The organism is Oceanospirillum sediminis (genome assembly GCF_014164585.1).
Lineage (GTDB): Bacteria > Pseudomonadota > Gammaproteobacteria > Pseudomonadales > Halomonadaceae > Oceanospirillum > Oceanospirillum sediminis.
This window is the reverse complement of record NZ_JACJFM010000018.1, coordinates 81,738-100,212: the sequence shown is the minus strand read 5'-3', so window position 1 is coordinate 100,212 and position 18,475 is coordinate 81,738. Positions and strand designations below refer to the sequence as shown.

Annotated in this window: 16 protein-coding genes; 7 read left to right on the top strand and 9 right to left on the bottom strand. The window is 44.5% G+C overall.

What is annotated here, in order from left to right:
- Positions 1-566: 566 nt before the first annotated feature.
- The 4 genes from H4O21_RS14270 to H4O21_RS14255 all read right to left on the bottom strand — a co-directional run bounded on the left by H4O21_RS14270 (position 567) and on the right by H4O21_RS14255 (position 7,569).
- Positions 567-1,145, bottom strand: a complete 579-nt coding sequence (locus tag H4O21_RS14270) for a hypothetical protein (protein ID WP_182809549.1) — start codon at positions 1,143-1,145, stop codon at positions 567-569.
- Between the two features lie 521 nt (positions 1,146-1,666).
- Complete coding sequence (locus H4O21_RS14265) at positions 1,667-2,236, bottom strand: hypothetical protein (protein WP_182809548.1); 570 nt, start codon at positions 2,234-2,236, stop codon at positions 1,667-1,669.
- Between the two features lie 306 nt (positions 2,237-2,542).
- A complete protein-coding gene (locus tag H4O21_RS14260) occupies positions 2,543-4,234 on the bottom strand; it encodes a methyl-accepting chemotaxis protein (protein WP_182809547.1) in 1,692 nt (563 codons plus the stop codon).
- 128 nt (positions 4,235-4,362) lie between these two features.
- Positions 4,363-7,569 carry a DUF748 domain-containing protein gene (locus H4O21_RS14255; RefSeq protein ID WP_182809546.1) on the bottom strand — a complete coding sequence of 1,069 codons (3,207 nt, stop codon included), beginning with the start codon at positions 7,567-7,569 and terminating at the stop codon, positions 4,363-4,365.
- A 188-nt stretch (positions 7,570-7,757) separates the two neighbouring features.
- Here H4O21_RS14255 and H4O21_RS14250 point away from each other — a divergent pair, with 188 nt between their 5' ends.
- Genes H4O21_RS14250 through H4O21_RS14240 form a run of 3 tightly spaced genes read left to right on the top strand, consistent with a single transcriptional unit; the run spans position 7,758 to position 10,636 of the window.
- Positions 7,758-9,041 (top strand): DUF945 family protein, encoded by a 1,284-nt coding sequence (locus H4O21_RS14250; protein WP_182809545.1) that lies wholly within the window; start codon positions 7,758-7,760, stop codon positions 9,039-9,041.
- Between the two features lie 53 nt (positions 9,042-9,094).
- The gene (locus tag H4O21_RS14245; RefSeq protein WP_182809544.1) at positions 9,095-9,514 is read left to right on the top strand and encodes a DUF2185 domain-containing protein; all 420 of its coding nucleotides are present in this window, start codon (positions 9,095-9,097) and stop codon (positions 9,512-9,514) included.
- A gap of 15 nt (positions 9,515-9,529) precedes the next feature.
- Complete coding sequence (locus tag H4O21_RS14240; RefSeq protein WP_182809543.1) at positions 9,530-10,636, top strand: phosphoribosylaminoimidazolesuccinocarboxamide synthase; 1,107 nt, start codon at positions 9,530-9,532, stop codon at positions 10,634-10,636.
- A 153-nt stretch (positions 10,637-10,789) separates the two neighbouring features.
- Here the strand turns inward: H4O21_RS14240 and H4O21_RS14235 are convergent, their stop codons facing one another.
- Positions 10,790-11,518 carry a sulfite exporter TauE/SafE family protein gene (locus H4O21_RS14235; RefSeq protein ID WP_182809542.1) on the bottom strand — a complete coding sequence of 243 codons (729 nt, stop codon included), beginning with the start codon at positions 11,516-11,518 and terminating at the stop codon, positions 10,790-10,792.
- A gap of 210 nt (positions 11,519-11,728) precedes the next feature.
- Between H4O21_RS14235 and H4O21_RS14230 the strand changes: the two genes are divergently transcribed.
- Entirely contained in the window at positions 11,729-12,613 is an 885-nt protein-coding gene (locus H4O21_RS14230) for a LysR family transcriptional regulator (protein ID WP_182809541.1), read from the top strand.
- Positions 12,614-12,786: 173 nt separating this feature from the next.
- On the opposite strand, the gene H4O21_RS14225 is transcribed toward H4O21_RS14230, so the two are convergent.
- Positions 12,787-13,257: a DUF3010 family protein gene (locus H4O21_RS14225; protein ID WP_182809540.1), complete on the bottom strand. Its 471-nt coding sequence runs from the start codon at positions 13,255-13,257 to the stop codon at positions 12,787-12,789.
- A gap of 76 nt (positions 13,258-13,333) precedes the next feature.
- Here H4O21_RS14225 and nudC point away from each other — a divergent pair, with 76 nt between their 5' ends.
- Entirely contained in the window at positions 13,334-14,158 is an 825-nt protein-coding gene (nudC, locus tag H4O21_RS14220; protein ID WP_182809539.1) for an NAD(+) diphosphatase, read from the top strand.
- Positions 14,159-14,204: 46 nt separating this feature from the next.
- Positions 14,205-14,408: a hypothetical protein gene (locus H4O21_RS14215; protein WP_182809538.1), complete on the top strand. Its 204-nt coding sequence runs from the start codon at positions 14,205-14,207 to the stop codon at positions 14,406-14,408.
- Positions 14,409-14,501: 93 nt separating this feature from the next.
- Here the strand turns inward: H4O21_RS14215 and fghA are convergent, their stop codons facing one another.
- Positions 14,502-15,341, bottom strand: coding sequence for an S-formylglutathione hydrolase (gene fghA / locus H4O21_RS14210; protein ID WP_182809537.1), 840 nt, complete (start codon positions 15,339-15,341; stop codon positions 14,502-14,504).
- A gap of 97 nt (positions 15,342-15,438) precedes the next feature.
- Positions 15,439-16,569, bottom strand: a complete 1,131-nt coding sequence (locus tag H4O21_RS14205) for an S-(hydroxymethyl)glutathione dehydrogenase/class III alcohol dehydrogenase (protein ID WP_220495673.1) — start codon at positions 16,567-16,569, stop codon at positions 15,439-15,441.
- 138 nt (positions 16,570-16,707) lie between these two features.
- Between H4O21_RS14205 and H4O21_RS14200 the strand changes: the two genes are divergently transcribed.
- Entirely contained in the window at positions 16,708-17,595 is an 888-nt protein-coding gene (locus tag H4O21_RS14200; RefSeq protein ID WP_182809536.1) for a LysR substrate-binding domain-containing protein, read from the top strand.
- Positions 17,596-17,662: 67 nt separating this feature from the next.
- On the opposite strand, the gene H4O21_RS14195 is transcribed toward H4O21_RS14200, so the two are convergent.
- Positions 17,663-18,205 carry a hypothetical protein gene (locus tag H4O21_RS14195; protein ID WP_182809535.1) on the bottom strand — a complete coding sequence of 181 codons (543 nt, stop codon included), beginning with the start codon at positions 18,203-18,205 and terminating at the stop codon, positions 17,663-17,665.
- Positions 18,206-18,475: the final 270 nt, after the last annotated feature.

Genomic DNA, 18,475 nt, shown 5'->3' with positions numbered 1-18,475 from the left:
ACAGCTTACCGCTCCTGGTCGAAATGATCCATGCCTGAATAGCTAATTTGTTTTAAAAACAGTCTATTAAGGGCTTTTCAGGGCTGACTAATTATGAGAAGTAGAGCATAATCGTTTTTTCCGACAAAACATCTCAGGATATAGCCATCCCGGCACTTATCTGTATATTTCTGATGAGAAAGAAATCTATCAAGATCCGGGGTTCTGGTTTCGTTTTATGGATTATATCGATGGTGCAATTGATATCACCGGAGATATAAGAGTCGATGGTATTGAAGGCCATTCTATGAATGATTGCCTGGAAGCTATTCTACACTGGTCCTTTAAGAGCTGACTTGCACTGTCGCCTGACACTTTGATAACTTCTGCTAAGAAATTGCAGAATATCAGATTAACCCCTGAACAAAAGTGCTTCTGCTCACAAAGAACGTACTATTCAGTTGCTGGCTGAGGAGCACCAGAATACCTTTGTTCAGGTATGAACAGAAAAAATGCTTTCAGAGTTTCAGAATAAAGTATCCTTGGCAGTTCATTGACCCCGGATATCCCGCTGCAATTTTATCAATTCAAACAAACTCATGATGAAACCCGGATACTGTAAATACCCGATATGCCTGAGCAATCTTTTGTTCTGTTTCTTCCAGAGTCATGAGCCCTTGTCTGAATAACCATTGGAACTTTTTTATTTCAAACTCCAGGTCGCTATCCGGATCAACATCACTATACCAGTGCAACAGCTGCTGCTTCCTTTTACATGCTAATAAGTGGATAATCTGATCATGTTGATGATCGTGCATAACCTGAATACAGCCGTGTTCAGTTGTAAAAACAGAATACTCTTTACGTGAAAGCTGGGCTGAAATAATGCAGCCAATGCCAGCAAGCAGCCAGCTATTCAGTTCAGAAAATGACACATCCATATTAATAGCGTAAATCATCTCAACAACACTGATCAGACAACAGAAATAACCAAAATTTCTCAACCATTCATTTTGTTCAGTATAAATTGAGACCTTATCCGGAAGCTCAGCATATGGAATCTCAACATAACCAAAGCCGGACCTCCCTAACCAGGAAAATCCAAGAAAATCATCATGAAACGTGAAACTATGTTTACGGGATTTGCATTTTTGAGTTAACTCCATAACCCCTCCCTGGCTTTACAGCATTACTGTCTGAGCAGATAGTTACATTATCGTCCGAGGAATATAAAGCCTAAACATTATCTGCTAATGATAATGACAATGGCCCACATGTTTACAATATCTTTACAGTTTATTAGTGAAAAACACGCCTTCATATCAGAAAAACGTAACTTTATGTATCTTGCGATAATACATGACAATATACGTCTAACTATTTTTTGATAAACCATCAGACAATTACTGTAATGCTTTTCCTTCTCTGAAAATAAACAATCGATCAGCCATTTCAAGAAAAGAAAACAACAAGTATGCCTGATGAAGCCATGAAAATACTAAGTATCTGAATATAGCTTCTTATGTAAATAATGACTTTTTCTCCAGCCAACAACCGGAGAATGTAGAAAGAATTCTGTTTATGCCAGTAATACTAAACCGGTCAAGTACTGGATTAAACTGCCCTTCAGTATCAGCTTCTTTTATCAGACAAGGACAATCCCTGTCTGATTTCCAGATCGTCGAATTTACTCAGGCCATGCCGTGGCTTGCGAGCAAGCTTCAACCCACAGTCTGTTTTCCCTGGTATCATTGCTGATATAGACCTGATTTACCGCGGACTGGTCAAAGGTAAACTTCTTGCACCGGGCACTCTGACCAGGACCAACGACGACTCTGGCACCCACTTTAATATCACAGTGAGTCATCACATCCAGGCTGCTCCAGGATGGGCAAATACCATTGTCCTTTCGGTATTTATCCTTAGGGCCAACGGGCTGCTCAAAAGACCACCAGCGACCATACTTTGTATAGTCCTTTTCGCTATTCCAGACCCGATACACCCTGACAGGCTGAGTCGCTTCAAATACCTGACCTGTACATAACTTTCCTTTACCCGGCTCACCTGATGCTTCTGCCAGCAGAGCCGGATCAGAAACAGGTGTCAGTCCATCAGGAATATTGTCAATCTGCCCCGTGCAAATATCGCCTTTTGTATAACCAATGGCAGATATCTCAGGAGAATCGTTAACCGAGGCACAACCCGAGATCAGCGTTACGGCCAGTACAGGTAACAGAATGAATTGTTTTTTCAGCATATAAATTCCTTTTACTGATAGTGTACTCATTTTACGAAACAGCCAGCTGTCAACCCGAGAGCTGAAACCGGACTGCCCAGAAAGCATAAAAAAACTGATTTGTCATAGGGAAGCATGCCTCTGAGGATATTAAGACATCAGATGAAGCAGAAAAAATGACATGCAAATCTGATGTGGAAACTGTTCCCCTTGCAGCAGATAAGTTTATTGCTGCAAGAGGTTATTTCGGGCGAGGAGTAAGTTCGACAGCTCTGAGATCTGTTTATCCAGGTCAGAATAAGCCTCTGGACGGCGTCAAAGCAGCTATCAGAATAAATCGACTTCTTCATTCACACGGGATTTACCACGTTTTTTTGTACTCCAGTCATTATCAGACACTTTAAAGTTACTAACCATGCTCTGAAGTTTCATGCTCATTTTTTTCATATCCTCTCCAAAACTGAATGTTAGCTGACCTGATTCAAGAGTTTCACGGAAATACTCATCCATCACATCAAAATTCTGCTCAACTTTAGAGAAGTTTTCACCCTGTAGCTGAATTGCATCCAGAATCTCCTCTGAACAAGAGCGAATATGCAAAATAGCGTCATTAATTTCATTCAGGCTACTCTGGCTAGCTTCAACAAGCTCCTTGCTTTCTCCTGCTGCATCAGCACTTTCCTGCATGATGCGGACAACCTCATGGGTTTCTGAACGAATGGCTTCAACCATAGACTGGACTTCAACCGTCGATTCATGGGTTTTACCCGCCAAACTACGAACTTCATCTGCTACAACGGCAAAACCTCTCCCGGCTTCACCTGCTCGGGCTGCTTCAATTGCTGCGTTTAATGCCAGTAAATTGGTTTGTTCTGCAATATTACTGATGACATCAATCACGCCTTCAATCCGCTCACTACTTTCCCGCAACCGGGATATCGCGGTTTCAGCACTGCCCACTTTTATTGACAGCTGCTCCATGGTCTGACTTGATTTCACCACAATATCAACACCATGACTGACTCTTTCATAGCCCTGTGTACTGGCTGAAGAGATACGCTCAACCGCTCCGGAAACAGAATCTGCTGCATTTTTCGTCGTCATCATACATTCATGAACACGCTTACTCTGCTCATTCTGTTTCATGACTCTGTCCTGAACATGAGTATTGGTATCAGATAGCTCTTCTGCCATCGGAATCAGACGCACTACAGATTTCATAATACTGGAAACAGTATGATCTGTTTTATCAATAAAGTGGTTAAACGAACGAGCCAGATCACCAATTTCATCTTTACGATCTTCAGGCAAACGCTGAGAAAGATCTCCATCTCCTTTGCCCAGCTCTTCAACCAGCCTGTGGACTCGATTAACAGGCTTAAGAACAAAGAACCACAGACCTGAGATCAGAGAAAAGATCAGCACGCCCAGAACAGAAGTAAACATTATACTGCTCTGCTCTGCCTGTTTTGCAGTAGCAATAGCTGCCGCCAGTGCCCGTTCAGTGCCCGATTGATGCTTATCCATCAGAGTGTCGATTCGACTGTAAATAGCCTCTGCTGATTTATCAAAGTCATCCATCATCAAATTGCCCGAAGATGGTCCACCGGCAATATAGCCCTCAGCCATCATCTGCCCGGCCATATAGTAATCTTCAAAGACAGGCAGAAGTGCTTTATAAAAATCAGCATTAGCTTTATCCAGCTGAATCATCTCCTCTGTCCTTTGACGGAACAGCTCAGCATTAGCTTCAGCTTCATCAAAGCCATCATTCAGTCCATCCAGACCTCGGGTAGCACTGATATCCGTCAGCCATTGCTGAACCTGTACCACTGCCATCTGCATATCACGGGCTTTTTCCAGTTGGGGTAGTTGTTCTTTAGCCAGCGCTTCAATTTCTCCGATAACCTCTTGAGTATCCCCTTTCAGGAAAAATATCTGGGTTAGCAGAAAAACAACTGAAGCTACTGCGAAAAAAAATGCTTTACTTTTCAGGGTCGACAGCATACGTCGTTCCAAACCTTTATTTTTCAGTTACAAACTGGTCAGATTATGACACATTAATCTGAATCCATACAAAATATGTCAAGCCGCATACCGGCAGTCATTAGCTATCCACCAGAATCCATAGATTGTATAGAATCTCATCAGGGTTTCAGCTTAATAGTGTAAAAGCTCAACTTTTTATCCGTTTTATCTGGCTTGCAGGAAAGAAGTCGGTCACCCAGGCCTGCTTCAGCAAATATAAACCTCCAGGACCGAATGCGACTCTGTCTGATATCAAGTAATGCCTGTTGCAGCTTTTCTTTATCACCTTCAAGCCTGGTCAATAACTCTTCTTCTTCAACTGAACTGTGTTTTTCACAGGTTTCCAGACTCAAACCTTTTTTATTGCGCATCAACGCTATCAGCTTTTCAGCATAATTTCTGTCTTCCGTCGTTAATTCTGATACACCAATTGGAAACTCAACCGGTTCAAGCATCATCCCTTTTCCCTTCAACAGACCACTACCCAGATCAGCCAGAGTTAACAAAGTACCATAGGGTTGAAGCATATATTTAAGATATGCCAATGCCCCCTTTTTACTCGCACTCATCATAAACTCAGTAATCAACGCGCCTGTCCCCACACTCAGTTCATCATGGCTCTTGTTAATCGACACGGGTAAACGAATATTATCATTACCATCTCGTAGTACAGATAGCGCCATCTGTAGTGGTGCGTTTTTGACTGACAGAGGGCCACCAAGCGACATATCGAGTCTACGCAGAACAAAATCCACTTTTCCTTTTAATCGATTTTCCTGCCATGACAAAGCAACTTTGGAATCCATTACACCTTGTTGGAATTCGATATCAGCATAGTGTTGGCTATACCCACTGATTGCAGGCAAATTTAAACTTTTCTGGGTACCATTCGCAGTTACCATAAGAGGAGATGGTATAAAGTCACCACTAAACAGCCATTGGCTCTGACCATCCAGCCACGCATTCAGAGACCAGGTTGCAGCATCCTGACCTGCCGTATTCAGCCGTTCCAAAGCAACCTGCTCAATAAGCAATTCTGTCTGAACAGGCTCCTTCAGATTATTATCCTGAAAAATAATCGTGTGTCTGGAAATATTCACTTTACCAAGTTGCAGTTTAGCCGGAAGACCTGATGTTCCTGCAGACGTACTAATATCCTGAGACACAGGAAGATGCTCAGGTGATGCTTTTCCCGTCACAGATGATTTACTATCAGTACGGATGGCTGATGTATCAGTTTGTTTTGGAATCAGAAAATTCAATCGTCCCTTGCCAACATTCAGCTCTTCCAACAGAATTTCAGGCTTGTCCAGCATCGCTACACTAAACTGCTGCAATGCCATTTGATCCAGCTGATAAGTCAGGTCTGCTGCCTTTAAATCAAAATGCTTTAATCCGAGTTGCGCAATACTGATCTGGTCAGAGTTTTCCGGACTGATGACTGAATCCGATTTAGCCGGGCTAATCGCTAAGCCTTCCATGCTGAAAGCATTAAGACTGGCTTCCGCGACCATTTTCTCTGCAGAACCTGAAGATATGCCGATTTGATGTCGGTTTAACTGGAAACTTTTCAGGGAAAGATCGACAGGTAACGTCTGTTTATTCTCAACTATATCGTTTGCTTCTGCATCTTGCTCAGAACCTGTCCCGACATTAGCAACTGACGCATTTTCAGTACTCCCCTGATGAACAGATACCGGATCGGTCGGGTATAATACCCCCTGGCCACCACTCAAAGTTAATGAATCAACGGCCACTTTCCACGGAGCACTACCTTCTGTGTTCACACTCAGGTTTTCAGACAATAACTGTTCCAGCTGATATGACAGCCGTTCATGCCTGATATTCAATTTTTCCAGCTGTAGGGAAGCCAGATCAAATTGCTCATCCAGTATCAGCTTATCGGCGGCAAAAATATCCAGCTGAACGCTATTATCCTGATCGATTAAAGACAGCCCGCCAGCTTTGACTGAAGCCTGAACAGATACAGGCAAACCGAAAACATGACGTTTATCTTTTGGCAACCTGAGTTTAACGGATGAAATATTCAGACTTTCTAAATTCAGTTGTTTTTTATCAGAAGTATCACCCTGCAATACTTTTAAAACAGATGCCTGAAGATTTGTATTCAGGCTTACCTCAGGAGCACTTTGTTGTGCTGAAAGCTGCTGCTTAAAATCAAGCTCCGTATTATCCAGAATCAAACGCTCCAGAGAGCCTTCTCCTACAGAATCAGACCAGGCAAGCATATTCGCTAACATACTCCCTTTGACCTTCAATACCAGATCATCCTGTTTATTCTGCAATAAACTAAGTCTGAGTGCAGATACGTCCAGCTTGTTCAGATCCAGCTGCATCTTGTCCGCAGAGCCCTCCTGCGATACTTTTAATACAGAAGCCAGAAGATTCCCACTCAGTTTTATCGCCGAGTCTTCCTTCTGATCTGAAAGGGGCTGTTTAATATTAAGCACCATGTTATTCAGGGCAAAACGGTTCAAAGAGGCTTTCAGCACCGGATCGGACCAGGCAAACTCATTCACCGAAATATCACCCTCAGTCTGTAGTGTCAGATCAGACGCCACAGATGCAGCGATTTTCAGCTCAGCCGACAACACACCCTGATAACTCTCAGGTACATAATGCAACCAGTTATGGCTTGGGCGAACACGTTTCAATTTCAAAGCGACGCTTTGTGTTTGATCCAGTTTAAATGGCATGATATCAGCAGAAAGTTTAATCTCCCCCCCTGCTGTTTTTAATAACAAACCGGCTTTTGCTGCTTGATTCGGGTTACTCAGATCAAGGTCAGTTAAAGAAATATCGTGAAAATCCAGTTCCGGCCAGCCAGATTGCTCGGGCTTCAGATGTGCCCGCTGAATTCTGAGAGAATTCAGTACAAACGCCAGAGGCTCGGACGTTTCCGCTGGTGTCGAAGGACTATCTGTATCCGCCGTATTTTTTTCATCTTCGGTACTGGCAAACAAGCTCTGCCATTGGGCCACTGTTTTTCCGGCTATTGCAGGCTTATGGCCGTCATATCCGACACGGACAGTACCGATAACCATATCAGCAGATGCTGGTTTGCCTTGTAAAAAACGCCAGTCTGAATCCAGACTCACGTTATCAATGGCTAAAACACTGTCTCCCTCTCCGGCAGATATACCTTTGATATCCGCTTTTAAAGACCAGAAATGAAATCTCAGCTCTTCCACTGAAACAGAGTAAGGTTCCGCCAGATAATTAACCAGAGGAGTAAGCACCCAACGACTGGTTATAAGGCTGCTGAGTAAAACAATCAGCACTAAACTGATAAGAAATCGTTTCATTCTGATATAAATCCTTGCCAGAAAGGCTATCATATTGAAATATAAACAAGTTATGACAAACCATGTTAATGGCTACGTCGGCTATCACACACATCTGAACAGAAATATTTTGATGTTTCCAGTCAGCTGGAAAATACAGCAACACTTAACAGAGAAATTTTGTTCAGGTGCTTACCAGGATATCCATTATGAGTATATCACCTAAAGGAATTATACCCGGCATTGCCATCGCCGCTTTATTGGCAGCCTGGCTTCCTGTTAATACCGGCAATACCGTACAGACTCAGTTAGAACAGGCAATCACAATAAATAATCAACAGGAAAATACTTTCCGGGTTGAGATACTGGAGTACGATAAGTCTCTCTGGTCCAGTGAGCTGATTACCCGTTTGACGCTGAACACGCCAGCAGAATCAGATAATGAAGCCTCATATATTGATATACGACATTTCATTGATCATGGTTTCATTTCAGCTGCTTTTAAATCAGAAGTCATTATTACTGAAGAGATCAGAGACACCCTGAAATTGACTGACGATCATCGTCCTCCGCTGCGCTTTGACGGTGAAATATCTTCCTCTGCAGCGTTGATCAATACTTACCTGGATAGAGTCAGCTTCCTGCCTGACTCAGGCGATGGCTCCATTGTGATAAATCCAGCAATGATTCGTCTGAACTATGATATCGAGCACAACGATTATCAGTTAGACGGCAGCTGGAATGGTGCTCAACTGGCAGCAGGGCAGGACAATCTGAACATAAAACCCTTATCGCTGACGGTTGAAGGAAAACAGGAAACCGATCTGTTGTGGAAATACCAGAGCCAGCTCAGGGCAGAAGGCTTTGCTTTTGGCAATCAGAACTTCAGCCTGAACAGTGAGAGCATTCGGGTATCTGACCAGTTTGATATTCACAGGGATAATCAGGGTAAAGATTCTATTTTCTATGACAGTACTCTGGAATTCAGCCACATCAATGCTTCCCAGAATCAGCTGTCTCTGCTGGATATGTCTCCGGCCACGCTGTCATATAACCTGAGCGGTCCGGATATTATGGCGACAGAAAGCCTGATTGCGGCCAGTCAGCGTATAAACTCTGAGACCATGACCCAGCAGGATATTGATACTCTGATGCCGCTATTCTCAGAATTTATTCGTCTGTTGAAGCTGGATATTTATCAGATAAACCTGGTGACGCAAGAAGGCAGTATTCGGGGCAATCTGAATATGAGCCTGGATGCCAGTCAACAGGATGTTATGCATGCTGTCAGTTTCCCACCGCTGCTGCTGAATATACTTGTTCTGGATAGTGATCTGACCATCAGTAAATCCCTGTTAGGCTCTATGTTACCTTTACAGATACTGGCCACTCAGCTTGACCAGAAAGATGCTTATCTGGAAACCGAAGACGATATGATTGTTAAAACAAAGATGCGTGACGGGCAGCTGACTCTGAACGACGTACCGTTTTAACCCGGACTGTATTAAAATACTCAGCCCTGAAATTCACCCGGACTGGAACAGATATGAAAACACCCCATATTGATGATCCGATGACCCCTGAGCTGGAAACGGGTCAGACAAAAAATGGTTTCCTGTGCCTGGTTTCCAAAATGGTATTTGACGAGCGTTTACCTCTGCGCTTTATGTATAAAACAGTACCAGACCATCTGAATGACACCGGATGGCGTATGTTCACAGGTTATGAAACCGAAGAGTTCCTGGCGGATGAAGTAACCAATATGATGCCAGTTCCTCTGGAAAGCATGTGTACTATCGACCCGACTATTATCGAGCTGGTTAAATACAATGCTGGCACGGTCTGGGAGCGCGTTCCAGGCAATGATGAAGATGGCTGGGAAAGAGTACATGATTATGTGATTCCATCACCACAGGTTGATGTTGAGATCACCAATAATCCGGATGAATTTAACGCAAAAAGCTGACACAGGACAGATTGAATGAGTCTTGCTGACAAAGTTCTGGCGGTCAATAATGACCTGCCAATTCGTACAGAAGCCCCGGTTCATAGTGGTAAAGTACGCTCCGTATACTGGCTGACAGAGGAAGACAGCCGTCGCCTGATCAAAGAGAAAGGCTACAACGTTACTTCGGATGCCCCGCTGGCTATTATGGTCATCAGTGATCGAATCTCTGCTTTTGAGTGCATCTGGCAGGGTGAAGGTGGTATGCAGGGTATTCCCGGTAAAGGTGCCGCACTGAATGCCATTTCTAATCACTGGTTCCGTTTGTTCAGAGAAAGTGGTCTGGCTGATAGCCATATTCTGGATATCCCGCACCCGTTTGTCTGGATTGTACAGAAAGCTCGTCCGGTCATGATCGAAGCGATCTGTCGACAGTACATTACAGGATCTATGTGGCGCTCTTACGAAAAAGGTGAACGTGAGTTCTGCGGTATTCAGCTGGATGAAGGTCTGCAAAAAGATCAGAAGCTGCCTGAGCTGTTGGTAACACCGTCTACCAAAGGCATTATTCAGGGTGTCGAAGGCATACCTGAAGTGGATGATGTTAATATCACACGTGATGATATCGTTAACAATTATGAAGCATTTAACTTCAGATCTGTTGACGATGTCAGCCATTATGAGAACCTGCTGAAAGAAGGCTTTAATGTGATCAGCCAGGCTCTGGGTGAGCTGGATCAGATTTTCGTTGATACGAAATTTGAGTTTGGCTATGTCACAGATGCCAGTGGTCAGGAAAAACTGATCTACATGGACGAAGTAGGTACACCGGATTCTTCTCGTATCTGGGATGGCCCTTCTTATCGTGAAGGCACTGTGATCGAGAAGTCCAAAGAAGAATTTCGCCAGGCACTACTGAATCACTTCCCCGATCCGGATATTTTGCTGAATAAAAACCGGATGGATGAGCGTTATGCTCTGGCGAACGATAACCTTCTGCCTGAGTCCCTGATGATGAAAGTATCAGAAACGTATGTGGGTATCGCTGAAAAAATTACAGGTGAGAAACTGGTTTTATCCGATAACCCTAAGGCAGAGATTGTGCAAATTCTGCGTGATGAGTACGATCTGATCGTGGATTAACAGAAAAGACTGATTGATTCTGAAAATGGCAGAGCCGGGGTATTCCCCGGCTTTATTTACATCCAGCGTATATGAGTATCCATCAGACATCTGCTGTCTGGCACATGCCCCCTTCCGGTATAATACTCCTCTATGGTGGGTCATATCAGGCTATTATTTAAGGATGACAAGATTCATAACCGCTAGCAGGGCCATTGCTCTGATCAACCAGCGAAACTGGTTCAGATTCATTTTAGCCATTAACCATCCTCCCGCCAGTCCCCCGACAATCAGCCCAGGAATTCCCATTATGCCCAATGTGAGCGTTTCCTGATTCAAAAAGCCCAGCATAAAAAGCACCGGCACTTTCGCCAGATTAATGAGCATAAAGGCCCATGCCCTGGTCGCGACACAGGCCTCTTTACTCAGTTTTTGCTCCATCAGATACAAACTCAGCAGAGGCCCGGCAGAGTTAGCGATGGTACTGACCAGCCCGGATACCAGCCCGGTCAACTGCCCGACAACCGGAAACTGCATCCATCTGGCTGGGTAGTACTCCAGCCAGACGCTCAGAGCCAGCATAAGAGCAATCAATACCGCCAGCATCCACGTGAATGCTGCCGGGTCAGTGCCACTCAGAATCCAGCCACCCAGTACAATTCCGGCCAGAGTCAAAGGAATCATATGAATCAGCACCTGATAATTAATTCCCTTCCGATACCTTGATGCAGACATCAGATCAGTCAGTACATACATCGGAATAATTACCCCCAGAGCCTCTGGCCCTGGTACAGCCACCATCACCAGAGGAAGAATTAACATCCCCATTCCTCCGGTTGAAAACTTAGATACGCCTGTTACAAAGGCCGCCAGAATAATCCATATCAGTTCACTATCCAGCATATTTATCTCCAGCATCAAACTTTATCATACGAATTGACTGATCCCAGTCAGAGAACGATGCAAGAATAAATACTTCAACAATCGAAAAATAACGATATATTTAAATCAATATAATCGTAAAAAACGATTATCTAAGATATAAATAGGATTTGACAAGCAAGCCAGACGTGTTTGCGCAAGGTATACTGACAAAGATACCAGGAGACCGATATGACATTCGAGCAACTCAGAGCCTTCGCTGCCGTTGTGCAATGCGGTACTTTCCGTGCAGCAGCGGAACATATCCACAAAACTCAGTCCACGGTCAGTGCTGCCATTCAATCACTGGAGAGGGAGTTTGACATTCAGTTACTGGACAGAAGCCAGTATCGACCTGTACTCACATCAGAAGGGAAAGCTTTCTATAAACAAGCCAGACAGTTGCTGGTCAGCTCATCTGATCTGGAACAGCTGGGCCATCAGCTTACCGCTGGTACACCACAACAACTGAACATTGCTCTGAGCGCTATGGGAACGGTTCCTGCAGAACTGAAGGCGATAAAAGAGTTTGCAGAACAAACACCCGATGTCAGTCTGAACATTACTACCCAGCATCTGTCCGGGTTGCCAGAGCAGTTGGATACAGATAAAGCGGACCTGGCCATCGGCCCTTATACCGGTCTGACCCAGGATTATGAGTTTAAAGAGCTTTTTTCAGTCAGATTAATATGTGTCGCTGCTCCGGGCTATATCAGAGAACAGACCCCTGATGGAGTACTTACACATAAAGTTATGCGCCAGTACCCTCATATACTGATTGCGGACAGCGGCACACGCCGGGCCTATGATCATGTCAATGTTATCCCAGGAGGCTTACGCTGGTATGCCGATGATTACCTGGTTAAAAAAGCCTTGCTGCTAAGCCGGAGTGGCTGGGCAAGAATTCCCTTGCATATGGTAAACCACGAACTCAAACAGGGTGACCTGGTGCCATTACAGGTAGAAAACTTTGCCAATCAGAGTGATGTGCCTATGTGCCTGATAAGGAAAAGAGATAAAGCTCATAGCCAACTGGCAATTGACCTTTGGGAAAGGTTTATTGCCCTTCGGGTCTGAAGACCAATCGAATAAATAACAATCCGCACAAATTTCTGAGCGAAGGGCTTCCGGTGATAGACTGCTGCAAATAAAAATCAGAAAAACAAGCTACCAGAAACCAGCAATGGCAGGAGATGATTCATAAAAAAGACACCAGGAGCCGGATAAAATCCAGCTCCGAAAAATAAGGCTTATTCTGCCTTTTCCAACCAAGGGTTAATTTCCCCTTTCAGCACTTTTGGGTGACTCAGATAAGCAAATGCTGTAGTAAAAGCTGTTTCCTGATACTGCTTCAGGCCAGTCTCACTAAAATCGACCGGCATAGGAGTATGTTTCAACTGTTCTTTAATATGGGATGGTGTCATAACCAATACGTCAAGATCTGCCAGTGCCTGCAAAGCACCTTCCATTTTAAAGCCCGCGGCACTGCCTGCAAATTTACCTTTATGAGGGCGCTGACGAATGACAACACGATCAACCTTGTAATCCTGCATCAGCTTCAAAAAAGACTGCTGAAAGTACCTCACTTGCTGCTGATCATCAATATGCTTAATGCTGAAACGGACCTGACGGCAGTCAGGAATATCAAACAGATCATCCGATCTGGCCAACAAACAAATTAAAGCTTCACTGCCTTTCAGTTCTACGCCACAAACTCTCATAACACACCTGTTAATTTAATGAACGGATATTATGCACTATTATCTTGTTTTCTCGTACCAATAAAGCAGAAAGATAATGACAACAATTCGACACTGCCAGACACATCAGTTACCGACTGACAGTCTGCTGATTATTTTCATTCATCATGATCTTATTACGGGTCAATCATCACAGGTACTGCATTCCGCTCGCGAACTGGCTCAGTTACTACCCGATGTCAGCTGGCGATATGTCAGTGATTTTGATGATCAACCGGTTTATACCAGCCGGGAGCACTCCTGGAGTGAGTGGCTACAACAATCCGATGTACTGCAGAAAAGTTTTTCTACAGCCAGCTTCCGATCTTTACTGATGGAGATGAAAAGCCAGGTTTTTGAACTGATCGCCAGTGCCAGTCAGTTGCTGACCTGGGAACAGGAACATAACTTTTGCAGCCGATGTGGCAGTAAGACCCGTATGCACTCTCATGAAAATGCCATGTGTTGCGATGCCTGTCACTATCGTCAGTATCCAAGAATCAACCCTTGCATCATAGCCCTGATCTATAAAGATAACGAAATTCTGCTGGCGCACAATGCCAGTTTTAAAGCAGGCTATTTCAGTTGTATCGCAGGCTTTATTGATCCAGGAGAAAGTGTTGAACAAGCAGTACACAGGGAAATATTTGAAGAAGTGGGTATTAAAGTTAAGCCCCCTCGTTATTTCTCCAGTCAGAGCTGGCCTTTTCCCCACTCTTTAATGCTGGGTTTTCTGTGTGAATATGATAGCGGCGATATTTGCGTTGATGGCCATGAAATTACCGAAGCTCGCTGGGGTACACCGGATGAATTTCCTCTTCGTCCGGGAACTGCCACAATTTCCGGTCAATTGATACAGGCTTTTATCGACGCCAGAGTGTAGAGTTATCAAACAGGCGGAGCAGCCTTTACATCATATCCAGCATCAGATGCTGAACCTGACCAGCCAGGAAATTGCCAGGGGTACTCAGGAACAGCATCAAGCACTGCTCACGGTTGATAGCAGTGCCCAACAAGTCCGGCCATTAGCCGATAATGTACAACGACATGCGCCTGTCTCTGAATCGGTTAATCAGCAACTGGATTCTATGGCCGAACACCTGAAACAGTTTTTATTAAGTTTTTGCCATTGACGCCTGAGTCATACGAACTCTCTGCTGTCATTATACGAATGCTATTCAGGTATTACATAAAGGAGGCAAAACGGCCTCCTTTATGCTGGACGCTTACAAGAAACGGGCATGGAACTCCAGATGATCATCAATAAAACTGCTGATGAAGTAATAGCTGTGGTCATAGCCTTTATGGCGATGTACTTCAACCGGATAATCCGCTTCTTTAGCAGCCTGTTCCAATGCTTCAGGCATTAGTTGCTGCTGAAGGAAATCATCATCTTCACCCTGATCAACACGGATATTCAGCCTATCAGATGCCTGGTTAACCGTTTGCCTGATCAGCTCACAGGAATCGTATTCCGCCCATAATGCCTGTTCACCAGCACCCAGATACGCCGAGAAGGCTTTCTGTCCCCATGGTGCTTTAACAGGGTGACAAATAGGACTGAATGCAGAAATTGAACTGTAACGTTCCGGATTTTTAAGGCCGATGGTAATAGCGCCATGCCCTCCCATAGAGTGACCGGCAATCGCTCTTTGCTGAGTCACAGGGAAGGTTTGCTCAACCAGCTCAGGCAGTTCTTTTACGATGTAGTCATACATCCGATAGTGCTTATCCCAGGGAGCCTGGGTCGCATTAAGATAAAAACCGGCACCTTTACCCAGGTCATAGCCTTCATCATCAGCGACATCATCCCCTCTTGGGCTGGTATCCGGTGCGACAATGGCAATGCCCAGCTCTGCAGCCTTACGAAACGCACCTGCTTTCTGCATAAAGTTTTCGTCGGTACAGGTTAGCCCTGACAGCCAGTACAGTACCGGTACAGGTTTTTCATTCGCCGCAGGAGGCAGATAAATAGCAAAACGCATTTCACAATTCAGTACACTGGATACATGACTATACTGCTTGTGCCAGCCACCGAAGCTTTTATTTTTACTGATATTTTCCACAGCGTATTCCTTCTCACATCAGAGTAAGTCCGATAAGAATCATCGAATAAACAGGCAAAATAAAAGCGCCATAACCGACGGCTATGGCGCTTCCTTATTACTTATCGTAGTGAATAACGCTACGGATACTCTTACCTTCATGCATCAGATCAAAGGCTTCATTGATCTCATCCAGTCCCATTGTATGGGTAATGAAATCATCCAGTCGGAAATCACCCCGCATGTATTGCTCAACAATTTCAGGCAACTCAGAACGACCTTTAACACCACCAAACGCAGTACCACGCCATACACGACCAGTTACCAGCTGGAATGGGCGTGTTGAAATCTCCTGACCGGCACCGGCCACACCGATAATAACCGACTCACCCCAACCTTTGTGGCAGCATTCCAGAGCAGAACGCATCACATTAACATTACCGATACATTCAAATGAGTAATCCACGCCACCATCGGTCAGCTCAACGATAACTTCCTGAATCGGTTTGTCATAGTCTTTTGGATTGATGCAATCAGTTGCACCCAGTTTACGGGCCAGTTCAAATTTACTTTCGTTAATATCAACCGCAATGATACGACTGGCTTTAGCCATAGTTGCACCAATCACTGCCGACAGACCAATACCGCCCATACCAAAGATGGCAACAGTTGCACCCTCTTCGACTTTGGCAGTATTCATGACTGCACCCATACCGGTTGTTACACCACAACCCAGCAGGCAGATCTCTTCCAGAGGCGCTTCTTTATTTACTTTTGCCAGTGAGATTTCTGGCAGCACCGTATACTCAGCAAATGTAGAACAGCCCATGTAGTGATAAATTGGCTGGCCATCTTTAGAGAAACGCGTGGTGCCATCTGGCATCAGGCCTTTACCCTGAGTTTCACGAATCTTCTGGCACAGGTTAGTTTTACCCGATTTACAGAACTTACACTCACCACATTCAGGGGTATACAGAGGAATAACGTGATCGCCGACAGCAACACTGGTGACACCTTCACCAATCGATTCAACAATACCGCCACCTTCGTGACCCAGAATCGCCGGAAAAATACCTTCAGGATCTTCACCAGATAACGTAAATGCATCAGTATGGCAAACACCCGTAGCCGTGATACGGATACGCACTTCGCCAGCCTGTGGTGGCATTACATCAACTTCTTCAATTGACAGTGGCTTACCCGCTTCCCACGCGATAGCAGCACGGCACTTGATCACTTCTGCACTCATTTTGATTCCTCATCAGAAATTTATTATCAACTCACCTTCAGTTTAGTTATTAAGCAGAGAAAGATAATCCCGATTTTTATAAAATGACTTTTTCCGTATTGTAATAATCAAACTGATAAACAGGGTTTCTGTCATTTTATGCAACAGTGGGAAGGATTAGCTGAATTTGTCGCTGTCGTTGAAACAGGAAGTTTTACCAAAGCTTCCCGACGACTCAATATATCAACCGCGCAGGTCAGTCGTCAGATTAGCCAGCTTGAACAGCGCATGGCCGTTAAGCTACTGTACAGGACAACACGTAAAGTCTCTGTTACCGAAGCTGGCCAGCTGTATTATCAGCATTGCCGCCCGTTACTGGATGGTCTTGAGGAAGCAGAACGTGCTGTTACCCAACTGCAATCCACACCTAAAGGAAAGTTAAATCTGACCGCCCCCATTATTTATGGTGAACAGATTATAGCGCCTCTGATCAATGATTTTGCCTGCCTTTATCCTGAACTGGATATTCGCTTACAACTGACAAATCAACAGCTGGATCTTGTTGAGAGTGGAACCGACCTGGCAATCCGCCTGGGGAGATTGCATGATTCCAGTATGATGGCCCGAAGGCTAACAGGTCGTCAGCTACACCTGTGTGCCAGCCCGGATTACATTGAAAGTCATGGAGAGCCCCATACTTTATCCGAACTCAATCAGCATAACTGCCTGCTGGGTACTCTGGATTACTGGCGTTTTAATGATATGGGACAAGAACGGCAGATGAAACTGACAGGCAGTATTCGCTGCAATAGCGGCAATGCGTTACTGGACGCCGCATTGAAACATATCGGAATTGTACAATTACCTGACTTTTATGTGCAGCAGGTGCTGGAGGAAGGCAGCTTAAAAGAGTTACTCAAAAAACATCGGCCATCAGCAGAAGGAGTCTGGGCGCTTTACCCACACAATCGACAGCTTTCACCTAAGGTCAGGCTACTCACTGACTTTCTGGCTGAGGCCCTGAAAAGTAATGAATCAGGTTGTTAAACACGAAAATATCTGTTGCCATAGTATTCCCTGATCAAGCCTTAATATCCCTTCAGATGATGAAGACTTACACTGTACGTTTGTAACTGGACATACGAACCATCTGTTCAAAACGAGCCCTGGCAACATCATCCTGTTCAGCATCCGCAAAAGGCATTCTGGACTGAATTTCAGCAAAAGATGAAGCCTGTACGCTGTACTCCTGAATCATGCGACGCAAATCAGGACTTTGTTCAAAGGCCTGTTTCATCTGATAGGCATATGGATAATCTGCAGGCAGAATCAGGTTGCCTTCAGCATCAAATGACAGCTCTTCTGGTGGTAACGGAATACCATACTGCAGCCGCACCTGATAAAACTTGCGTGCAGCATCCAGTGGTAAATCCTGTACCCCAATTGAGGTAAAAGACAGTTCACGACTATCTTTGAACTTTCGTTGGGAGATAACATCCTGTGCTCTGTCTTTGTATCTGTCAGACTCCCCCTGACGTCCCTGCCCGGCAACAGAGTGAGTGTAAATCTGTGAAAAATCTGTTCCGGCAGAACGGTCCACTGACATAGATCGACTGTCAGCAGCCATTTTACTTCTGGTATAAATTCTGAGATCCATAACCTGCCCCCTTACACAACACTGTGTGACCCGTATAAGGATATTTAGTTCGGAAAAAAAGATATTAACTATAGCCACGGACCATAGAGAAATTCTGGAACCGGAATAAAACACCGGTAATATGCACTATACCCTTTGAAAGATATATCGGAAAACATACGGCAGAACTTTAATACAAAGCTGTTTGTTTTTGTCACTTATATTGCATCACAGGGTAACAACATGTACAAACTATACCTGAAAAGAGAACTGGTTCTCAAAATATAAAGA